The 22,757-nt window shown below is 69.5% G+C and carries 10 protein-coding genes; 5 read left to right on the top strand and 5 right to left on the bottom strand.

Going from position 1 to position 22,757, the window contains the following annotated elements; genetic code table 11:
• The first annotated feature begins 7 nt into the window (after positions 1-7).
• Positions 8-1,651, top strand: a complete 1,644-nt coding sequence (locus VGV60_15300) for a hypothetical protein (protein HEV8702639.1) — start codon at positions 8-10, stop codon at positions 1,649-1,651.
• The gene (locus tag VGV60_15295) at positions 1,648-2,793 is read left to right on the top strand and encodes a glycosyltransferase family 4 protein (GenBank protein HEV8702638.1); all 1,146 of its coding nucleotides are present in this window, start codon (positions 1,648-1,650) and stop codon (positions 2,791-2,793) included. Before VGV60_15300 ends, VGV60_15295 begins: the two co-directional genes overlap by 4 nt.
• On the opposite strand, the gene VGV60_15290 is transcribed toward VGV60_15295, so the two are convergent.
• The 3 genes from VGV60_15290 to VGV60_15280 form a co-directional block, all read right to left on the bottom strand.
• A complete protein-coding gene (locus VGV60_15290) occupies positions 2,717-4,012 on the bottom strand; it encodes a glycosyltransferase (GenBank protein ID HEV8702637.1) in 1,296 nt (431 codons plus the stop codon). The two genes, VGV60_15295 and VGV60_15290, sit on opposite strands and share 77 nt — an antisense overlap.
• Before the next feature lie 158 nt (positions 4,013-4,170).
• Positions 4,171-5,454 (bottom strand): choice-of-anchor P family protein, encoded by a 1,284-nt coding sequence (locus VGV60_15285; GenBank protein ID HEV8702636.1) that lies wholly within the window; start codon positions 5,452-5,454, stop codon positions 4,171-4,173.
• Positions 5,455-5,497: 43 nt separating this feature from the next.
• The gene (locus VGV60_15280) at positions 5,498-10,009 is read right to left on the bottom strand and encodes an Ig-like domain-containing protein (GenBank protein ID HEV8702635.1); all 4,512 of its coding nucleotides are present in this window, start codon (positions 10,007-10,009) and stop codon (positions 5,498-5,500) included.
• Positions 10,010-10,287: 278 nt separating this feature from the next.
• On the opposite strand from VGV60_15280, the gene VGV60_15275 reads away from it, so the two are divergent.
• The 3 genes from VGV60_15275 (at position 10,288) to VGV60_15265 (ending at position 19,660) form a co-directional block, all read left to right on the top strand.
• Complete coding sequence (locus VGV60_15275; GenBank protein ID HEV8702634.1) at positions 10,288-12,570, top strand: dockerin type I domain-containing protein; 2,283 nt, start codon at positions 10,288-10,290, stop codon at positions 12,568-12,570.
• Between the two features lie 100 nt (positions 12,571-12,670).
• Positions 12,671-18,898, top strand: a complete 6,228-nt coding sequence (locus VGV60_15270; GenBank protein HEV8702633.1) for a MopE-related protein — start codon at positions 12,671-12,673, stop codon at positions 18,896-18,898.
• Between the two features lie 108 nt (positions 18,899-19,006).
• Positions 19,007-19,660, top strand: coding sequence for a hypothetical protein (locus tag VGV60_15265; protein ID HEV8702632.1), 654 nt, complete (start codon positions 19,007-19,009; stop codon positions 19,658-19,660).
• Positions 19,661-19,718: 58 nt separating this feature from the next.
• Here VGV60_15265 and VGV60_15260 read toward each other — a convergent pair whose 3' ends face one another.
• A complete protein-coding gene (locus tag VGV60_15260) occupies positions 19,719-20,915 on the bottom strand; it encodes a serine protease (protein HEV8702631.1) in 1,197 nt (398 codons plus the stop codon).
• Positions 20,916-21,011: 96 nt separating this feature from the next.
• On the bottom strand, positions 21,012-22,757 hold a 1,746-nt coding region (locus tag VGV60_15255), incomplete at its 5' end, for a HEAT repeat domain-containing protein (protein ID HEV8702630.1).

The following is a 22,757-nucleotide window of genomic DNA, read 5'->3' as shown; positions in this document are numbered from 1 at the left end:
GACCGTCGTGCAGGTTGAGCCGCGGAACCGGAGGGGAGGTGTCATCCTGGCGGCGCTCCCGGCCGCCGGCCTGGCCCTTCTTCTGATCGCGGGCGGCACCTCCGGGCCGCCGGGAAAGGATACGGACGATCCCGGGACGCTGCGCGCGCCTCAGAAGCCGAGGGTGTACCTCGACACGGCCCTGCCGACGCTTTCCGGCCGGACCGTGTCCGTGCCGGCAGGCGGCGATCTTCAGAAGGCCCTCAACGAAGCCAGGCCGGGGGACACCCTCGTCCTCGAGGCGGGGGGCGTCTACCGGGGCCCGTTCACGCTGCCGAGAAAGCCGGGCTCGGACTGGATCGTCATTCGATCGAGCGCGGTCGGACGGGACTTCCCGCCCGAGGGGGCGCGCGTCGGCCCGGCGCACGCCCCCAGGATGCCGAAGCTCGAGGCCGCGTCCGGCTCGGTCATCGAGGCGGCTCGGGGGGCGCACCACTACCGGTTCATCGGGATCGAGATGCGGCCCCGGGAGGGGACCTTCCTCTACAACCTGGTGCTGCTCGGCTCCGAGGAATCGTCGGCCGCAGAGCAGCCACACGACATCGTGTTCGATCGGTGCTACCTCCACGGCGATCCACGTCGGGGCACGCGGCGCGGCATCGCGCTCAACTCCCGCGCCACCGCCGTCATCGACTCGCACCTGTCGGACTTCAAGGAGGCCGGCGCCGATTCGCAGGCCATCGGGGGATGGAACGGCGGGGGTCCGTTCAAGATCGTCGACAACTACCTCGAGGGGGCGGGGGAGAACGTGATGTTCGGGGGGGCGCCGACGTTCATCGACCGGCTGGTCCCCTCGGACATCGAAATCCGCGGCAATCACTTCTTCAAGCCGCTCGCCTGGAAGGCCGGCGATCCCGCCTACGAGGGGACCCCCTGGTCGGTCAAGAACCTGTTCGAGCTGAAGAACGCCCGCCGCGTGCTGGTCGAAGGCAACCTGTTCGAGAACAACTGGGCGGCGGCGCAGAACGGTTTCGCCATCCTGCTGACCGTGCGGACCGTGGAGGACTCCACCCCCTGGGCGGTGGTGGAGGACGTGATCGTCACGCACAACATGGTGCGGCGCACCTCCTCGGCCGTCAACATCCTGGGGCTCGACGACGGGTCGCCTACCCGGAGCGGCAGGACCCGGTTCGTGTCCATCTCCCACAACCTGTTCCTGGACGTCGGCGAGCCGGGTCGGAGCGGATCCGGGATCTTCATCCAGATCCTCGAGGGGGCGGCCGGAGTGACGGTCGAGCACAACACGGCCCTGCATTCGGGAAGCATCCTGGTGGCCGACATGGGGCCCAGCAGGGGGCTGGTGTTCCGGGACAACATCGTCGAGCACAACGAGTACGGCGTGTTCGGCAGCGGCAAGGGGATCGGCCTGCCGGCGCTCGAGCACTACTTCCCGGGGTACGAGTTCCGCCGGAACGTCCTCGTGGGGGCCGATCCCCGCGCGTATCCTCCGGACAACTTCTTCCCCAAGTCGCTCGCCGCCATCGGGTTCCAGGACCTGCAGGGCGGGACGTACCGGCTCGCAAGCACGAGTCCCTACCGGCGGAAGGCGAGCGACGGTTCCGACGTGGGGGCCGATCTCGCGCAGGTCAGCAAGGCGGGCGGGGCGAGATGAGCGACGCCGGAGGGGGGCGGCTGCGGATCGCCTGGATGGAAGAATGGATGAGCACGCTGGCGAGGGAGGTCCTGCCGGACCTGTCGCGCCGGCACGAGATCACCTACGTCACCGCGGGGGAGGAGGTGCCCCGGGGAGATTTCGCGCGGGTGATCCGCGGCAGGCGCTGGCGCCACATGAACCTGGCGGGATTCGACCTGTCGCGCAAGGTCGACCGGCTGTACAGGGACGGGGAGATCGACCTGGCGATGGTGTGGGCCAGCATCGGCTTCGCCCTCAGGCGCGCGCCGTTCATCAACCTGGAAGGGACCTCCGTGTACGCGCAGATCGGGCTGTTCGCCTCCCGGGCGCCCGTGCACCGGCGCGCGCGGTTCCTGCCCGGCCTGGTGCATTACGCCCTTCCCGAGATGCTGTGCAACCGCCGGGCCCTCCGGATCATCGTGCCGTCCGAGGCCCTGAAGCGGGACATCGTGAGGCTGCACCGCGTTCCGGACGGACAGGTGGCGGTCGTCCCGCACGGCGTCGAGCCGGTACACATGAGGTGCTACGAGCGCAAGCGACCCGCGCCCCGGACGACGCTGCTGTTCGTCGGGCGGCTACATTTCGGCAAGGGGATCGCCGATGTCCTCGAGGAGTTCGCGCGCCGGCGGGACATCGAGGCCGACTTCGTGGTGGCGGGCGACGGCCCGGACCGCCCGCGGGTGGAGCGGGTCGCGGCGGCCGACGGGCGGGTCAAGATGACGGGGGCGCTCGGCCGCGGCGAGCTCGAAGCGCTGCTCACGACCACGCGCGTCTTCGTCCTGCCGACCTGGTACGAGGGGTTCGGGCTGTCCCTGCTCGAGGCGATGGCCAGCGGGCACGCCTGCGTGTGCTACGACGTTCCGGCGGTCCGGGAGGTCCTGGGGGAGGCGGGGATTCTCGCTCCCCTGGGGGACGCGCGGGCCCTGGTGGATGCCGTCGCCGGGCTGGTGCGCGACGAGGAGCGGATGGCGTCCCTGGCCCTCCGGGCGCACCACAGGGCCGCGCGGTTCTCCTGGGAGGACGCCGTCTCCGCCATCGACCGGATCATTCGCGACAGCGCTCCGATGAGGCCCCTTCCCGAACGAGAACCCGTCGCGCTGCGACGGACGCCTGCGCCCTGAGCGGCGCGTCATTCCCCACGGCGGCGGCCGGGCTGCGCCTTTCCAGCACGTCTTCGAACGCCCTGGTGACCGCCTCCCAGGAGCAGCGGGAGCGCACCAGCTCGGCCGCAGCCAGGGCCTGCCGGGCCCGGGCCGCGGCGTTCTCCATGAGATCGAGGCACGCCTCGGCGAATGCCCCCGGCGTCTCGGCCAGGCGGATGTTCTCCGGCGACGACACCTCCAGGCCCTCCGCGCCGACGGGGGTCGAGACCACCGGCGACCCGGCGGCCATCGCCTCGTAGATCTTCAGGCGCGTCCCTCCGCCGATGCGCAGCGGCACGATCGAAACGGTCGAGCCCCACAGGTAGGGGCGGACGTCGTCGACCGTCCCGGTCACGAAAATGCGGGGGTCCTTCGCGGCCAGCCCGGCCACCGTCCGGGCGGGTGAACGGCCCACGATGGCGAGCGTGCACTCGGGACGGCGCCTGCGGATCAGGGGGAAGATCTCCCGGACGAACCAGGTGACGGCGTCCGTGTTCGGCAGCCAGTCCATCGAGCCGACGAACACCAGATCGGCTACGCGGGGCACCGGCTCGGGCCGGGCGAAGTATTCCGCGTCCACGCCCGTCGGAATGACGGCGACCCGCGACAGGTCGAACCACCTCCGCATCGTTGCGGCGTCGTGCCGGGAGACCGCGACGACCTGTCCCGCCTCGCGGCACACGCGGCCTTCATAAGCGAGCATGCGGCTCGCCTGCAGCCGCAGGTAAGCCCTCCTCACGGGATCGCGGGCGTGCTCCGCGTGCCGCCGCCAGATCGCGCTCTCGACGTTGTGCTGGAACAGCACCCAGTCGGACAGCCGCGGGATGTTCGGCGCGGGAGCGAGGAAATCGCACACCAGGCGATCGAAGGCGTGCGCCGCGAGCAGCACTTCAATCCGGCGCCGCATGGCGGCCGAGCGGCAACGGCGCAGGGTGACCGGCAGCGGCGAAATCAACCCGGCCGCGAGCTGCCCCAGGAACGCCGGCGAATCCTTCCGGGGCATGACATGCCGCACCGGGTAGGCGCGCGAGCAGTACTCGGCGCTTCGCCGCGGCCCCTCCGGATTGCCGGGATCGTCGAACGCGACGTAGTGGATCTCGTGCCGCGCGTGCAGCCGCTTGAGAATCTCGAGGGTGCGGATGTGCCCGCCCTTCGTGGTCGGATGCAGGAAATCGGTCTTGACCCAGAGGATTCTCATGGCCGCACCCCGTGTTTCTACATCCTGCCGCCGCGCGGCTCAATCGGTGAATCCCTGCAAGTCGCCGGGGGAAATCCCTCATGCCTCCTGGAAGGGAAAAGCCTGGGGATGCCCCGGAGGGCGAGGCGGACGTCGCCCCCCGGGGCTCTCCCCGGGAGTTACGACTGCGGGCCGGCTGCGGCAGCCGACTTGCTCGCCGACGCGGGCTGCGCGTCGCACGGCTTGTGCAGCTGGATGTTGCCGCCGTCCAGGTCGCCGCACCGCGGCTCGTTCACATCGCAGACCTTGGCCGAGCTGCTGTCGTCCGCGAAGTAGAGCATGGTCCCCGCGGCATCCATCACGATGATGCGGAAGCGATCGTCGCGGCCCGGCTCGCCGTAGTCGCACACCTCGACGTGGTACCTGAGTCCGGTGGTCCCGTTCATCTCCGCGTCCCCCTCGAACATCCGGCAGAGGCTCTGCGGATCGCCGAGCCTAAAGTACGAGTCCACGTTGAGCCCCTTGATGTGGGTGCCGTCGTTGTGGTCGACCACGTTCACGTGCCCCTTGAGCTCGCCGCCGATGGTCCGGTACCCGGCGTTGAACCCGAAGTTGACGCGCAGGGGCGGCCCCCCCTCGAAGCGCGGCTCGAACCAGCCGCCCCCCGTGACGAAGTCGAAGCACTCGGGCTGCTCGTGGACGAACAGCGCCCTGGGGCGCGAGGCCCCTTCCCGGCTGCGGTACACCGCCGGCTCCGAGCCTCCCCGCCGGGGCGCCGTGGTGCGCAGCCCCGCCGGCGACGTGCTCGCCTGCCGGTCCAGGATGCTGTGGGCGCCGGCCAGGATGACCTGGTCGCCGGTGGCGAGCACCAGGTGGAGGGCGTTGACGGTCAGCTCCGCCACGCCGGCCTTGGACGAGGCGATCTGCTCGTTGATGATGAGCGATCCCACCCCCAGGAGATCGATCCTCTGGTTCGGCTTGCCGGTGACGGTGACGCTCTGGCCGCCGAACCTCAGTCCGTCGATCTCGGTGACGCCGTTAAACCTCGACGATCCGTTGACGTCCAGGACGTCCGCCTGCGCACGTACGAACGCCGCGGTGAGCTCCGCCGGCTGGCCCGCAAGGACGACGACATCTGCGATCGAGGTGGAGCTGGTGGCGATGCCGGGCTCGACGCTCGTCGTGGCGGTGAGGACCTTCGCGCTCAGGACTCCGGGCACGCTCGCGTCATGCAGGTCGGCCCCTTCCCCGCCGGCCATGTCGGAGAGGGTCAGGACCTCGCCGGTGTCCGCCACGAAGATGGGGGACACGCCGAGGAGGGGGGCGTTGGCGAAGGCGCCGGACGCGCGCCCCCCGGACGCCCCCGAGCCTGCCAAGGTCGTCGCCAGCAGGCCGGCGGCCAGGAGAATCAGGCTCGCATGAGAAAGAACGCGGTGATACTTCCGTCGAACGCATCGGGACATGCTGCCCTCCTTGCGAAGAAATGCATCACTGCTGAACGCACGGTCACTCCACGTCAAACGCGTCCACGACGACCCAGGCGGAAACGCTGGACGAGCTCCAGGTGCCCGTGACCCGGATCTGGATGGTGTGATTCCCCGCCGGCAGGCCGCTGACCGTGTACATCACGACCTGCGCCTGCTCGACCGGGCCATAGGTGTCGACCGTCGCCCTCAAGGTCCCGTCGAGGAAGACCTCCGCGATCCCGGCCCACGGCCCCCTGAAGCCGATAAATTTCACTCCCGTCCCGCTGAAGGTCAGTGTGGCGGTCTCGCCGGGGTTCGCGGCCTCGACGATCGAGCCGCCGCTCAGATCGTCGCGGAAGTGGGTGATCCAGTCGCCGACGAGCCGGACGGACGGATCGGTCTCCTCGATCCGTCTCGGGCCCGATCCGCTCCCGGTGGAGCCCTCCACGTCGAAGGCGTCCACGACGACGTTGGCGCCGCCGGAGGCGGCGTTCTGCGTGCCGGTGGCTTCCACCACGAGCGTGTGGCTCCCGGACACGAGCCCGCTTCGGGTGAACATCGCCCGCGACGCGGCGGGGCGTGTGGCGGCGTAGGTGTCCACTGTGCCGACCAGCGTCCCGTCCAGGAAGACGTTCGAGAAGCCGCAGATCTCGCACGGCAGGCCGATCCAGCTCACCCCGGTGCCGCTGAAGGTGAAGCTGGCCCTGGCCCCGGAGGTTGCGGAGAACACGGCCCGGTCGCCGCTCAAGGTCGCCCCCACGCCGGCGCCGGTGGTCACCGACCAGGCTCCGCTCGGCGTCAGGGTCGCGGCGGTTTCCTCGAATCGCGTCGTGCCGGACGAAGCGTTCGACACGGTCACGGTGACCGCGCCGGACGTCGTCGAGTTGCCCGCGGCGTCGCGTGCCCTCGCGGTGAGGGAGTGGGAGCCGTTGGCGACGGTCGTGGTGTTCCAGGAAGCGGAGTACGGCGAGGTGGTGTCCTCGGCGCCGATGGCGGAGCCGTCCACGAAGAACAGCACGCCGGCGACCCCGACGTTGTCGGAGGCGGAGGCGCTGACCGTGGTGGTCCCCGAGACGGTCGCCCCGGAAGCGGGCGACGTGATGCTGACCGTCGGCGGGGTCGTGTCGGAGGGCGCCGCGTTCGACACGGTCACGGTGACCGCGCCGGACGTCGTCGAGTTGCCCGCGGCGTCGCGTGCCCTCGCGGTGAGGGAGTGGGAGCCGTTGGCGACGGTCGTCGTGTTCCAGGACACGGAGTACGGCGAGGTGGTGTCCTCGGCGCCGATGGCGGAGCCGTCCACGAAGAACAGCACGCCGGCGACGCCGACGTTGTCGGAGGCGGAGGCGCTGACGGTGGTGGTCCCCGAGACGGTCGCCCCGGAAGCGGGCGACGTGATGCTGACCGTCGGCGGGGACGTGTCGGAGGACGGAGTCGACCCGGTCACGTCGAAGGCGTCCACGAGGACGTTGGCGCCGCCGGAGGCGGCGTTCTGCGTGCCGGTGACTTCCACCACGAGCGTGTGGCTCCCGGACGCGAGCCCGCTTCTGGTGAGCATCACCTGTGACGCCGCGGGGCGCGTGGCGGCGTAGGTGTCCACCGTGCCGACCAGCGCCCCGTCCAGGAAGACGTTCGAGAAACCGCAGATCTCGCACGGCAGGCCGATCCAGCTCACCCCCGTGCCGTTGAACGTGAAGGTCGCCCTGGCCCCCGACGTCGCGGAGAACACGGCCCGGTCGCCGCTCAGGGTCGCCCCCACGCCGGCGCTGGTGGTCTCCGACCAGGCTCCGCTTGGCGTCAGGGTCGTGGAGCTTTCCTCGAACCGGGTCGTGGTGGGGGGCGAACTGTTCGACACGGTCACCGTCACAGCGGTCGAGGTGGTCGTGTTCCCGGCGGCGTCACGCGCCCTGGCGGTGAGGGAGTGCGAGCCGTTGGCGACGGTGGTGGTGTTCCACGAGGTCGAGTACGGCGAGGTTGTGTCTTCGGCGCCGAGCGCTGAGCCGTCGACGAAGAACTGGACGCCGGCGACGCCGACGTTGTCGGAAGCGGAGGCGCTGACCGTGGTCGTCCCCGAGACGGTCGCCCCGGAAGCGGGGGAGGTGATGCTGACCGTCGGAGGGGTCGTGTCGGGAGGCGGAGCGTTCGACACGGTGACGGTGACCGCGGCGGAGGTCGTTGAGTTGCCCGCGGCGTCGCGTGCCCTCGCGGTGAGGGAGTGCGAGCCGTTGGTGGCTGTCGTGGTGTTCCACGAGGCCGAATACGGCGAGGTTGTGTCTTCGGCGCCGAGCGCCGTGCCGTCGAGGAAGAACTGCACGCCCGCGACGCCGACGTTGTCGGAAGCGGAGGCGCTGACCGTGGTCGTCCCCGAGACGGTCGCCCCGGAAGCGGGGGAGGTGATGCTGACCGTCGGAGGGGTCGTGTCGGGAGGCGGAGCATTCGACACGGTGACGGTGACCGCGGCGGAGGTCGTTGAGTTGCCCGCGGCGTCGCGTGCCCTGGCGGTGAGGGAGTGCGAGCCGTTGGCGACGGTGGTGGTGTTCCACGAGGTCGAGTACGGCGAGGTTGTGTCTTCGGCGCCGAGCGCTGAGCCGTCGACGAAGAACTGCACGCCGGCGACGCCGACGTTGTCGGAAGCGGAGGCGCTGACCGTGGTCGTCCCCGAGACGGTCGCCCCGGAAGCGGGGGAGGTGATGCTGACCGTCGGAGGGGTGGTGTCGGGAGGCGGAGCGTTCGACACGGTGACGGTGACCGCGGCGGAGGTCGTTGAGTTGCCCGCGGCGTCGCGTGCCCTCGCGGTGAGGGAGTGCGAACCGTTGGTGGCTGTCGTGGTGTTCCACGAGGTCGAGTACGGCGAGGTTGTGTCTTCGGCGCCGAGTGCCGTGCCCTCGACGAAGAACTGGACGCCAGCTACCCCGACGTTGTCGGAGGCGGAGGCGCTGACGGTTGTCGTCCCCGAGACGGTCGCCCCGGACGATGGAGAGGTGATGCTGACGGTCGGAGGGGTCGTGTCGGCGTTCGATACGGTCACCGTCACAGCGGTCGAGGTGGTCGTGTTGCCGGCGGCGTCCCGCGCCCTGGCGGTGAGGGAGTGAGAGCCGTTGGCGACGGTCATGGTGTTCCAGGAGACCGAGTAAGGCGACGACGTGTCCTCGGCGCCGAGGGCCGACCCGTCGACGAAAAACTGGACGCCAGCTACCCCGACGTTGTCGGAGGCGGAGGCGCTGACGGTTGTCGTCCCGGAGACGGTCGCCCCGGACGATGGGGAGGTGATGCTGACGGTCGGAGGGGTCGTGTCGGCGTTCGACACGGTCACCGTCACAGCGGTCGAGGTGGTCGTGTTGCCCGCGGCGTCCCGCGCCCTGGCGGTCAGCGAGTGAGAGCCGTTGGCCACGGTCGTGGTGTTCCAGGAGACCGAGTAAGGCGACGACGTGTCCTCGGCGCCGAGGGCCGACCCGTCGACGAAGAACTGGACGCCGGCTACCCCGACGTTGTCGGAGGCGGAGGCGCTGACGGTTGTCGTCCCGGAGACGGTCGCCCCGGACGATGGGGAGGTGATGCTGACCGTTGGAGCGGTCGTGTCGGCGTTCGACACGGTCACCGTGACCGCCGCCGAGGTGGTTCTGTTGCCGGCGGCGTCACGCGCCCTGGCTGTGAGGGAGTGAGAGCCGTTGGCGACGGTGGTGGTGTTCCACGAGACCGAGTACGGGGAAGAGGTGTCCTCGGCGCCGATCGCGGAGCCGTCCACGAAGAACTGGACGCCGGCTACCCCGACGTTGTCGGAGGCGGAGGCGCTGACGGTTGTCGTCCCGGAGACGGTCGCGCCGGAAGCGGGCGAGGTGATGCTGACCGACGGAGGCGTCGTGTCGGGCGGCGGAGCGTTCGACACGGTGACGGTGACCGCGGCGGACATACTGGTATTGCCGGCGCCGTCACGGGCTCTCGCGGTGAGCGAGTGCGAGCCATTGGCGACGGTCGTCGTGTTCCAGGAGGCCGAGTAGGGAGAGCTCGTGTCCTCGGCACCGAGCGCGGAACCGTCCACGAAGAACTGCACACCGGCGACGCCGAGGTTGTCGGAGGCGGAAGCGCTGACCGTAGTCGTCCCCGAGACGGTCGCCCCGGAAGCGGGGGAGGTGATGCTGACCGTCGGAGGAGTGGTGTCGGGCGGCGGCGCGTTGGAGACGGTGACGGTCACAGGGCTGGACTGGAACAGAAGTCCGAGCGCGTCCCGCGCGACGGCCGTGAGGGTGTGCGACCCATTGCTCTTGCCGGTGGTATCCCAGGGGATCGAGTACGGGGCCGTCGTGTCTTCCGCGCCGAGGTTCGCGCCGTCCACCTTGAATTGAACGCCTCCGACAAGGGCACCCACGGGGCTCACGCTCGCGCTGACCGTGATCGTGCCCGAGACAGTCGCTCCCTGACTTGGAGACGTGATGGTGACGACCAGGTCGCCCGGCAGGATCTGCGCCTCGGTCCGGTGCGGTGACAGCGACAGCGAGCCGATGATCGCCATCAGAACGGTGGAAGGAATCCGCGTCGCCCGCACTCTCGCCGTCATCTGCACCTCCTGATTGTTTCGTCCGGCCCGAGCATGGGCCCATTCGAAGACCCCAACAATCGGGTGAAAACCGCAAGGAGAAAGAAGAAAATGCGGTACGGGTCGTCAGGGATCCGGAACGGATCGGTTGGTGAGTCGCTTCAGGAATACGACGGAGTCCCCATCGAGGCTCTTCCCGTCCCGGGTTCGGGGTTCCCCCGGATAGTGTGCCCGCGCCGCTGCACATAGTCTTGGTCTTTCGCACACGACCTGATTGCCCGGTCGACGCGGGAGGGACCATGGGAACGCTTGAACGGCGGACGGGATGTGTCCAGGAGCATGGGCTTCACGATGTGCTCCGGGGCAGGGGACTGCGCATCCGTGCCCGCCTGTGCGCCGCCACCGCCGTCATCCTCGGAGCGGGCCTCGCGTTCCCGCCGGCTCCGGGGTGGGGCCGGCAGGGACCTGCCGCGGAGCTTCTGCCCTTCGTCGGCGGGTTCCTGGAAACGGCCGGCACCGGGCTGGTGAGGCCCCGCCCGACACTCCAGCAAATCCTGTCGTTCTTGCCGGCCCGCGGGGCGTTCCTGTTCCCCCCGCCCTATGGAACCGCGGGCGTGCGTCTGACGAACGCCGGCGACTGTGGCGGCGGGGATTGCGTGGACTACGTCGGCTACTCCTACTGGCGCAACATCAACAATCACGCCGGCAGGAACGAGATGTGGATCCTGCTCGGGCTCGACCGGGCGCGCGGCGGGCCGGGCCCGTCGCTCTTCGCGTACGACAAGACGACCGATCAGGTCTCCAATCGAGGGCCCCTGTTCGAGCCGGCCTCCCCGCTCAGCTGGCGCAGCGCGGAGGGCTGGTACTGGAGCGCCACCCAACCGGACACGCTCTACCTCGACAACGGCCCGCAGCTGCTGCGCTATGACGTCGCGACGACTCAGTTCCAGACCGTCTTCGACGTCACGTCCCGCTTCGGCCCCGACCGGGTCATCCGGCAGGCGCATTCGAGCGACGACGACCGGGTCCACTCCGCGACCCTCGAGGCGCTGCCGGGCTTCGGGCCGCTGGGCTGCGTCGTCTACCACGAAGACACGCAGCAGTTCCAGATGTTCCCGAAGATCGGAGTGTTCAACGAGTGCCACGTCGACAAAAGCGGCCGCTGGCTCCTGAGCCTGGAGGATGTGGATCAGAGGCACGACCTGGAGATGCGGGTCTTCGATCTCGCGACCGGGAACGAGAGGCTGGTCTGGGACCAGGCCGGGGCGGTCGGTCACGCCGACATGGGGCACGGCTACGTGGTGGGCTCGGACGACTGGAACCTCGCTCCGAACGCCGTTCTCCTCTGGGACTTCTCCAAGGATCCCCTCTCGGGCGTCCTCGTGTCGCACAGCACGGACTGGTCGGCGCCGGCGCCCAACCACATCGCCCATGGCAACGCGCGCCCGGATCTGCCGCTCGAACGGCAGTTCGCGTGCGGCAGCAGTGCGTCCCTCGCCGACGCCGTCTGGGCGAACGAGATCATCTGCTTCCGCCTGGACGGCACGCTCGACGTGCTGGTCGTCGCCCCCGTGCTGACCGATCTCGACGCCGCGGGCGGGGGGAACGACTACGGCAAGGCGCCGAAGGGGAACCTGGACGTCACCGGGGAGTACTTCATCTGGACGAGCAATGCCGGCGGCGATAGGCTGGACGCGTTCCTCGTCAAGGTCCCCTCGCACCTCCTGCTCGAGAAACCGGCCCGGGCGACCCCACCGACGCTCGTCGTCAACGGCGCTCCCGATCCTGTCGGTGCGGGGGGCGTGGTCACCTATACGCTGAGGTACTCCAACCCGGGTGCGACCGACCTGACAGGGGTCGTGATCCGTGACACGGTGCCCCGCGACACGGTCTTCGTGTCGGCGACGGCGGGAGGAGTCCATTCCAGCGGAGTCGTCATCTGGGAGATCGGGACGCTGCCAGCCGGATCGGCCGGCTCGGTGGGGATGTCGGTGCGCGCGCCGTCGCCGCCCCCCGACACCGGGATGATCGTCAACGGGATCAGCGACATCGCCAGCCACGAAGCGCCGACGGCCGGCGGATCCCAGGCCGTGACCGCCGTGATCGCCGCCACGGCGCCGACCGTCGTCTCGGTCGTCGAGACGCGCACGGGGTCAATCTACCTGCCGCAGGGAGGGCTCTTCGAGATCCGCGTCGACGGAGCCGACTTCCTGCCCGCCGCCCGGGTGGATGCCGGTGACGGGATCGCCGCGGGGGCCGCGACCTTCGTGTCGTCCGGCCGCCTGACGGCCCCCGTCTCAGTCGACGGCGCGGCCGCCCTCGGCCCCAGGTCCGTCGCGGTGACCAATCCGGACGGCCTGACCGGGGGCCGGCCGGCCGCGATCAGGGTGGTCAAGACGCCCGACATCAACCGCGACTGCCGGGTCGATGGCGCGGACCTCAACATCCTGGCGCGCGCCTGGGGAGCCGCCGCGTCCGAGCCCGCGTACAGCTCCGGGGCGGACCTCGACGGAGACGGCTTCGTCGGGCCGCTCGACTTGGTGATCCTGGTCGAGTACTTCGGCCTGACCCTCTGTCCCTGAAGAGCCTCCCAAACAATTCCAGTTCTCCGGTTGCATCAGCGTAGTTTTGCTCGTATATCCCAATGAATTTCCCCACTTGGGACTCAGTGAAGAGGTGCGCATGTCACGTGTACGCCTCGGGTCAGTCGTGCTGGTGGCGGCTCTCGTCGCTTCCACGCAGGTCCCAAGCCTTTACCCCACCCAGCCCGTTCATTCCGTTCCCTTAATCACAATCGCCCTGGATGATATTGCTCGAGGTGAATATTCCTTCGACGAGGGATCCGACGGCACCTGGTCGGCCCCCAATCGGGCCCAGGGTCTCAGGACCCGGGCGGACGCGACGGGTGTCCACTTCACGCCCCGCGGTCCGGCGCCGGCGCGCTGGAACCTGGCCCTCAGGCTGCGCGCCTTCGGGAGAGAGGGGGCCTTGCTGCCGGTTCCTCCCGCCGTCGTCAGGGCCCATGGCGTACGCGTCGAGCAGGCGCGGGTCTCCCTCGGCCTGACCGAGTGGTACGTCAACGAGCCGCGCGGGATCGAGCAGGGGTTCACCATCTCCGGGCCGCCCGCCGGAGATCCCGAATCGCACCTCATTCTGGAGATCGCCCACTCCGGAGATCTCGGGGCCGTCGCCGACGGGGACGACGCGATCGCGTTCGCCGTGCCGGACGGCACCGTGGCCCTGCGCCAGTCCGGGCTCGTGGTCTTCGACGCCGACGGCCGCCGCGTGCCGGCGGAGATGCGGCTCGTGCCCGGGGCGATCCAGATCGCCGTCGCGGATCAGGGGCGCTCCTACCCCCTGGTCGTCGATCCGACCATCGTGACTCCCGCCTGGACGGCGTTGGGGGATCAGTTCGACGAGCGGTTCGGCACCTCGGTGTCCGGAGCGGGGGATGTGAACGGCGACGGCTACGCCGACGTGATCGTCGGCGCGCCGCGTTTCGACGGTGGCAGCTTCGACGAGGGACGGGCCTTCGTCTTCCTCGGCTCCTCGACCGGTCCTGCATCCCAACCCGCGTGGACGGCGGACGGGGGCCTGGCCGGCGCCTGGTTCGGATACTCGGTGGCCTCGGCGGGGGACGTCAACAACGACGGCTACGACGATGTCATCGTCGGCGCCAGGCTGTACGACAACGTGCAGGTGGACGAGGGTCGCGCCTACGTCTATCTCGGCTCGGCCGCGGGGCTGGGGACGGTGCCGGCGTGGACGGCCGAGCCCGACCAGAACGGGGCCAAGTTCGGGTCCTCGGTCGCCTCGGCGGGGGACGTGAACGGCGACGGCTATGCCGACGTGATCGTGGGGGCGCCGGAGTTCGACACCTCCTTCAACACGGACGAAGGGCATGCCTTCCTCTATCTCGGGTCGGCCGCCGGACCGTCCGCCTCCCCCGCCTGGACCGCGGGGAGCGGTCTGTTCAGCTCGGCCTTCGGGTTCTCGGTGGCGTCCGCCGGCGACGTGAACAACGACGGCTACGACGATGTCATCGTCGGAGCGCCGCTCTACGACAACGCCGGTTTCTCCGACGAGGGGCGCGTCTTCGTCTATGCAGGCTCGGCGTCGGGACTCTCGACCAACCCGGTGTGGACGGCGGACAGCGGCAAGACGCTCGCGCAGCTGGGCTACTCGGTGGCCTCCGCGGGAGACGTCAACAGGGACGGCTTCGACGACGTGATCGCCGGGGCGCCGTTTTATGACTCGGGCCGGGCGTTCGTCTACCACGGGTCCGCGGCGGGCCCGAGCCTCTCGTCCAGCTGGTTCGCGAAGATCACCGTGAACCCCGCCGAGTTCGGCACGGCCGTGGCCGGCGTGGGAGACCTCGACGGCGACGGGTTTGGCGACGTGGTGATCGGCGCGCCGCGCGTCGACGACCAGACCAGGACGGCGGTGGGGCTGGTCAGGGCATTCTACGGCGGCACCAATGGGCTGGGGAACCAGGCGGCCTTCAACGCCCAGGAGTCGCAGCCCAACGCGCTTCTGGGCGGTTCCGTGGCGCGCGCGGGAGACGTGAACGGCGACGGGCTGGGGGACATCATCGCCGGCGCCATCGGCCTGAACAACGCCGGGCTCCAGGTGGATCAGGCGGGGGGCGCCCACCTCTACCTGGGGTTCCGCACGGGGACCTGCTCGCCGACGACCGAGGTCTGCAATGGAGTTGACGACGACTGCGACGGGCAGGTGGACGAGGGCCTGGGCAACACGACGTGCGGCACGGGGGCGTGCGCTCGCACCGTGATCGCCTGCGTCGGCGGCGTGCCGCAGACCTGCACGCCCGGCACGCCCACCGCCGAGACCTGCAACAACATCGACGACGACTGCGACGGCTCGGTCGACGAGGGGCTCGGCAGCATCACCTGCGGCACGGGGGGCTGCTCGCGCACCGTGAACGCCTGCGTCGGCGGCGTGCTGCAGACCTGCACGCCCGGCTCGCCGACGGCCGAGGTCTGCAACGGGATCGACGACGATTGCGACGGCGCCGTGGACGAGAGCCTGGGCAGCACGACGTGCGGCACAGGGGCCTGCACGCGGACCGTCAACAACTGCATCGGCGGCGTGCCGCAGACCTGCACGCCCGGCGCGCCGGTCGCGGAGTCCTGCAACAACATCGACGACGACTGCGACGGCGCGGTCGACGAGAACTTCGATGTCGATGGGGACGGCTTCACCACCTGCGGGGGGGATTGCAACGATGCCGCGGCGGCGATCCATCCGGGCGCTCCGGAGATCTGCAACGGGGTGGACGACAATTGCAACCAGCAGGTCGATGAAGGGTTCGGTGACAGCGACGGGGACGGGCTGAACGACTGCGTCGATCCGGACGACGACAACGACCTGGTGCCGGACGTCTCCGACTGCGCCCCGCTCACCAACAGCGTCAGCGCCATCCCGGGGGAAGTGGGCCAGACCGTGAGGTCGGTGGCCGGCGTGCCGCCGCTCACCTTTACCTGGACGCGAATCGCCCAGGCGAACGTCCACAACGTCTACCGCAGCACCTGGAACCGCTTGACGGGGGCCTGGAACGACACCCTGGCTTGCCTGGTGTCGGAGTCGACCGGAAGCAGTTTCGCCGATGCCAGCAACCCGCCCCGCGGGGCGGCGTACTTCTATGTCATCACGGGCACCAACCGTTGCGGCGAGGGAACGGCCGGTTCGGGAAGCGGCGGCCAGCCCCGCACGATCCCCTCCCACTGCGCACCGCAGGGCCTGGATACCGATGCCGACGCGGTGTCCAACATCGACGACAACTGCCCCCTCGTGGCCAACGCGGGCCAGCTCGACGGCGACCATGACGGCCGAGGCAACGCCTGCGACAACTGCGCCGGGACCTCCAATCCGGGCCAGGAGGACTCCGATACCAACGGCATCGGAGATGTCTGCCAGGACCTGGACCACGACGGCTACACCGACGACGTGGACTGCGATGACAACGTCGCGTCCGTCCACCCGGGCGCGACAGAGACGTGCAACGGCGCCGATGACGACTGCGACGGATCGGTGGACGAGCAGCTGGGTACGACGACGTGCGGGGTCGGCCCCTGCACGCGCACGGTCAACAACTGCGTGGGTGGAGTGACGCAGACCTGCACTCAGGGGACGCCCGGGACGGAGACCTGCAACGGCATCGACGACGACTGCGACGGGGCGACGGACGAGAACCTCGGGTCGACCACCTGCGGGGTGGGGGCCTGCACGCGCAGCGTCAACAACTGCGTCGGCGGCGTTCCCCAAACCTGCACGCCGGGGACGCCTGGGACGGAGACCTGCAACGGCATCGACGACGACTGCGACGGGGCGACGGATGAGAACCTCGGGTCGACCACCTGCGGGGTGGGGGCCTGCACGCGCACCGTCAACAACTGCGTGGGCGGAGTGACGCAGACCTGCACGCCGGGGACGCCTGGGACGGAGACCTGCAACGGCATCGACGACGACTGCGACGGGGCGACGGACGAGAGCCTCGGGTCGACCACCTGCGGGGTGGGCGCCTGCAGGCGCACCGTGAACAACTGCGTGGGCGGAGTGACGCAGACCTGCACGCCGGGGACGCCTGGGACCGAGACCTGCAACGGCATCGACGACGACTGCGACGGGGCGACGGACGAGAACCTCGGGTCGACCACGTGCGGGGTGGGGGCCTGCACGCGCACGGTCAACAACTGCGCGGGGGGCGTGACGCAGACTTGCACGCCGGGGACGCCGGGGACGGAGACCTGCAACGGGGTGGACGACGACTGCGACGGGGCGACGGACGAGAACCTGGGGTCGACCACCTGCGGGGTGGGGGCCTGCACTCGAACGGTTGCCAGCTGCGTGGGAGGCGTGCCGCAGACCTGCACGCCGGGGACGCCTGGGACGGAAACCTGCAACGGCATCGACGACGACTGCGACGGCTCCATCGACGACAACCTCGGCACGATCACCTGTGGTGTGGGAGCCTGTACCCGCACCGCCAGCAGTTGTGTCGGGGGGGTTCCCCAGAACTGCACGCCCGGCACGCCAACGGCCGAGACCTGCAACGGCATCGACGACGACTGCGACGGGGCGACGGACGAGAACCTGGGGTCGACCACCTGCGGAGTGGGGGCCTGCACCCGAACCGTCAACAACTGCGTAGGTGGCGTGCCGCAGACCTGCACGCCGGGGACGCCGGGGACGGAGACCTGCAACGGCATCGACGACGACTGCGACGGCGCGGTGGACGAGAACCTTGGAAACCTGAGCTGCGGACTGGGGGTGTGCGCGCGCACCGTCGCCGGCTGCGTGGGGGGCGTGCCGCAGACCTGCACGCCGGGGACGCCGGGGACGGAGACCTGCAACGGGGTGGACGACGACTGCGACGGGGCGACGGACGAGAACCTGGGGTCGACCACCTGCGGAGTGGGGGCGTGCGCCCGCACCGTCAACAACTGCGTGGGGGGCGTGCCGCAGACCTGCACGCCGGGGACGCCGGGGACGGAGACCTGCAACGGTCTGGACGACGACTGCGACGGGGCGACGGACGAGAACCTGGGGTCGACCACCTGCGGAGTGGGGGCGTGCGCGCGCACCGTCGACAACTGCGTGGGCGGAGCGCCGCAGACCTGCACGCCGGGGACGCCAGGGACCGAAACCTGCAACGGGGTGGACGACGACTGCGACGGGACCGTCGATGACGAATTCGTGCCGACGCCGACCGTCTGCGGGGCCGGTGCCTGCGCCTCCACCGGAACCACGGCGTGCGTTGGCGGGACGGTGATCGACACCTGCGTTCCATTGGCGCCGCAAACGGTGGCGGTGGAGTTCGGATCGCCCATGACCTACCGCGCCAACCTCACCGGGCCGCCCCAAGACGCGGTCCTGATCGAGGCCGGGTCGCTGATGAGGTATCTGGCGAACGCCGGCGACCCGGGGATCGGCCTGTCGTGGACCGGCGAGACCTTCGATGATTCCTACTGGGGAGGTGGCCAGTCGGGCGCCCCGTACGGAATCGGCTACGACACCGGCCCGCCGCCCAATGCCGTGAACCTGATCCGTACCTCCGTGCCCGCAGGGACCTTCTCGGTCTACACCCGGGCCCGCTTCTCGATCCCCGACAGGTCCCGGGTCACGGGCCTCTTCCTCGGTGCCGACTTCGACGACGGCTACGTCGCATACATCAATGGCGTGGAGGTGGCCCGATCCTCGATGCCGGCGGGGGATCCGGCGTGGAACACCGATGCCATCCTGCACGAGTCGAGCAACGGCACGGTCCCCAATTACGGGCCACCGATCGACATCTCGGCGGCCGCGCTACCCGTGCTGCACGACGGGATCAACGTCCTGGCGATCGGGGTCTGGAACACCACCGCGCCGACGTCCACGGATCTGGTGCTCGTGCCGAGGCTGGCGGCCACGCTGGACTGGACCAGGGAGGGCTACGACGACAGCGCCTGGCCCGCCGGAACCTACGGGGTGGGATACGAGACCGGCCCGCCGCCCAATGCCGTGAACCTGATCCAGACATCCGTGCCCCCAGGGGCCCTGTCGGTCTTCACGCGGGCGACATTCAGGGTCAACAAGCCGGCGTCCGTCACCGGCATGTCCCTCGGCGCCGACTTCGACGACGGCTTCGTCGCCTATCTCAACGGCGTGGAGGTGACGCGCGCCTTCATGCCGGCAGGGACCCCGAACTGGTTCACCAACGCGGCCCTGCACGAGTCGAGCAACGGAACGACGCCGAACTACGGGACGCCCATCGACATCTCGGCGGCGCTCCCGCTGCTGCATATGGGAACCAACATTCTGGCCGTCGGCGTCTGGAACAGCGGGGGACCGACCTCCACCGACCTGGTCATCGTGCCGCGGCTGACCCTTTACGGATCCTGCGGCCCGTAAAGGTCCCCTCGATCCATGCTATGGAGCGCCGCCGCGCCGCGCTGGCGGAGAACCCCGGACGGGTGTATGCTGAAAGCACCCAGCCGGTGCGGCTTTGGAGAGAATGCCATGAAGCGAATCCTGCCCCTCACCGTCTTCTCGATCCTTCCTCCCGTCGCTGTCGTGCTCGTCGTCGCGCTCGCCCTCCTGTCCAGCCGCGCCTCGGCGGCCCCCGAGACCCCGGCGCGGATCGTGAGCGTCGATTACGTCCTCGCCCTGCTGGACGCGGGGATCGAGCAGAGGGAGATCATCCAGCGAATCGTCGAGAAGAACCTGACTTTCCGCCTGGCCCCCGGCGACCTGGACCGGCTGCGCGAGGCGGGTTGTGAAAAAGAGCTCGTTGAAGTCGTGACCGGCGAACAGGACACGAGCCAGTGGGAGCACCCGAACCGGCTCGGCACGGGGGAAGGGGACTACGCAGCCCCCTCCGACGGCAGCTACGTGCCGGGGTACTCCAGCTTCATGTTCTCCTACGGGTACCCTTATTACTACGGCTATCCTTATTACTACGCCCCGTACTACGCGTATTCCTACTACTACACCCCGTACAGGTTCCACACGCGCTTCTCGGCCCCCTATTGCTACTACCCGAGGTATTCCTACCGGAATGCGCCCCGGGTGAGCGGGTCATTCCGGGGCGCGCCGCGCGGCGGCAGCCTCAGATCCGCGCCACGCGGCGGGGGCAGCCCGAGACCCTCTCCCCGCGGCTCGCACCGCCACTGAAACGAAAAAGCCGCCGGGGAGGTCCCCGGCGGCTCGCTCGCAAACGGCAGGGCGCGATTCAGTCCGCGGCGCAGAACAGCAGGTCCGCGGCGTCCGCGCAGATCTCGGGCATCTCGGTCCCACCGTTCAGGCAGGTGTCGCCACCGATGCCGCCGAAGTGGTGCAGCGCGATGACATGTCCCGTGGCCGGATCGATGATGGGGGAGCCGGACGATCCCCCCTCGCTGTCGCAGGCGTAGAAGTTCTGGCTGGACGGGGCAACCCCCTTGACGTTCTCATCGACCGCGTCCAGCTTGCAGAGGACCGCCTTGTCGTCGTCCTCGAAGAATCCGACCGTCTTCCGGCCGCCCCCACCGTGCTGGATGAACCAGATGGGATCCCCGACCGCCGTCGGCTTGGTCGTCGGGATCAGCTCCCCCCAGGTCGCCTCGGGATTTCCAGGTATGGCCAGGAGGGTGTAGTCGAGGCCGTCCCTGCGACCATGCTTCCGGATATTGTTGGTCTTCAGCAGGAGCCCGCCGTCGTAGGACGTGATGGGGGCGTCGAAGCTGCCGCCGCATTCGGTGGCCTGGAAGTTGAACGTCGTCTGCAGGGTGTCGGCCTCGCGCTGTCGGCTGATGCAGTGATTGTTGGTGACCAGAGTGCTCTCGTTGCTGCCCCGGGCGAGCCAGCCGGTGCAGACATAGAGAAACCCCCCGCTGGCAAACAGCAGCCGCGCCACCGGGGCCTGGGCCGCCGCGAATCCCGCATCGGACATGTGACAGGCGACGTCCTCGCGGCCATCGGTGCCGCACAGGACCTCGGGAACCGGGCCAGGGCTGCTCGCGTCCAGACGGACCTCTCCGTGTCCCACGGCATCGATCCGGTAGCCGTGCCCCTGCCCCCGCCCCGCATGGATCCTGACGATGGCCGTGTCCCCATTGATGGCGAACGCCCAGACATCTCCGTCCCCGCGCGGCCCCGCATCGGTGTACGTCCAGGCCTGGAGGCCGTCCGGGCTCGACACCGACACATAGTCCCCCGGCGCCAAGTTCAGCCCGCTGAAATGGACGCGGACGAATTCGGCCCCCGGCGAGACGACCCTGTCGGTCCAGACCACCGGGCGCTGCCTGGTTCCCATCGGGTAGGGGTGTGGCGTCTCCGCCAGGTAGGGCCTGATGGACCCGACCCTGAGCGGCGCCTGGGCCCAGGCGGCCGTTCCGGCCAGGAATGCAACGAGGGCGATCACGAACAGCAAGCGGGCAAAGCGGGGCATCATGTTCCTCCCAAGATTCGGTATTACAGACAGATACGCCGTGTCGGGGGGGTCTGTCAACCGGAAAAGCGCCGCCGGACCGGGTTTCCCGGGGGCCTACCGGTCCGAAGCCTGCTTCATCCGCAGGCCGATCACCGCGTCCGTTTCGGGCGACTCCTCGGCCGGCGTGCGGCGGAAGCGGTCGAGCGACGGGTGCTCCGGGTATAGCAGGGCCAGGTCCCCCACGATGGCATCGATCTGGTCGTCGAGCAGCGTCTCCTCGAGACCGCAGCTCTTCGCCAGGAGGAGGACCATGTCGAAGTCCTCGGGGTCCACCGTGATCGCCACGCCGATGACCTCGTCCCCCGGATCGATGACCTCGAGGAGCCCGGCGTCCATCAGCCCGCGGGCGAGGTCCGACTCGGCCTCGTTTGCGGGAAGGTCGAACTCGCGCCTGATCAGCATGATGCCCTCCTCTGAGGCTCCCGTCGGCAGTGCGCGGGGGTGTTCGATGAACCGCATCGGGACCCAGCAGTGCTCCGTGTCGACGCCGCTCACGCCGACCCAGGACTCTCCGCCCAGCTCGAAGTGGTCGTCGATCCGGACCGGTATCCCGGCCGGCAATCGGGGGAAGTCCTCGGGATCCCCGTTGACCCCCGGGTAGCGCCAGCAGCGAATCGAATGAAGCCAGGGGAGAGGGGAGACGACGAGGCTGCTCGAATCGTCCGGGTCGGTGGAGAGCAATCCCAGGGAGCAGGAAAGGCTGTGCACGAGGACCTTTCCCTGCTTGTCGCGATCGCGCGCCAGGTAAGCCTGAAGATCGGACAAATCGCCCGAAGGAAATTCCTCGTCCCTCGGCACGAAACCCTGCAGAGCGTCCAGGATGGAGGGATCGTCGATTTCCCGCAGCTCCGAGAGGACACGGCGATGCAGCCGGGAATCCGATTCCGGCGCCGGCTTCCGGAGGATTTCGACCAGGACGTCGATGGCGCGCCAGGGGGCGATCTGGCTCATGCCCTCGATGGCTGCGGCTCGCACGTCGGCATCGCCATGGGGGTCGAGGGCCAGCTCGACGAGCCGGCCCTCCGCTTCGTGGCCGGAGAAGGAGGCGAGGCTGCGCACGGCGCGCTTCCGGACCCCCGCCCCTTCGGCGCGGCTGGCAAGGAGAACGGCCTCGCGCGCCTCGCGATCGAGCGGCCAGGTCACGAGCGCCTCGAGCGCCGCGAGGCGCGCGGCATCGGGGCCGTGCCGGATTATCCTCGCCAGGGCGGGGATCGCCCGCCTGTCCTCGAGCGTCGCCAGGGCCTCGATGGCCGCGACCGACAGGTCGGGGTCCGGGCCGCGGGCCAGCTCGATGAAATCGTCCAGGTCCTCCTTCGAGCCCTGCTTGGCCAGGGCATCGATCAAGTCGAGCCTGACCCACGGCCGCTCCTCGCGCCGCCAGGCCTTCCGAAGCTCGGGAAGCGCCTCGGCGTATTCAACATAGGAAAACCGCTGGATGCCGTACCAGGACAGGTTGGGCGAAGGGCTCATCAGGGCGTCTAGGAACAGCGGCTGGAGCGCGTCGCCGTCGCTGAAGACATGCTGGTCCAGGACGACCTTCATGATCCAGTCGTCCTTCTCGGTCCGGAGCAGCCGCCGCAGCGAATCGACGACCCGGGTCACGTCCTCCTCGTCGCGACCGGGGTGTGCCTCGAACAAGGGCCTCAGGTACGAGTGGGCCGACTCGGCGAGATCCCGTTTCGTCCGGGAGTCGCTCGTGGCGAGCGAGGCGATGTATCCCTCCATGTTCGTCCAGGGGTCGTCGTCCGGCGCGTCCGCACGGCCGTCGGCGCCGAGCGCGAGCGCGGCGATGCAGGCCAC

Source organism: Candidatus Polarisedimenticolia bacterium, from assembly GCA_036001465.1.
In the GTDB taxonomy this organism is placed as follows: domain Bacteria; phylum Acidobacteriota; class Polarisedimenticolia; order Gp22-AA2; family Gp22-AA2; genus Gp22-AA3.
The sequence above is the reverse complement of the archived record's forward strand: the minus strand, read 5'-3'. Positions and strand labels throughout refer to the sequence as shown.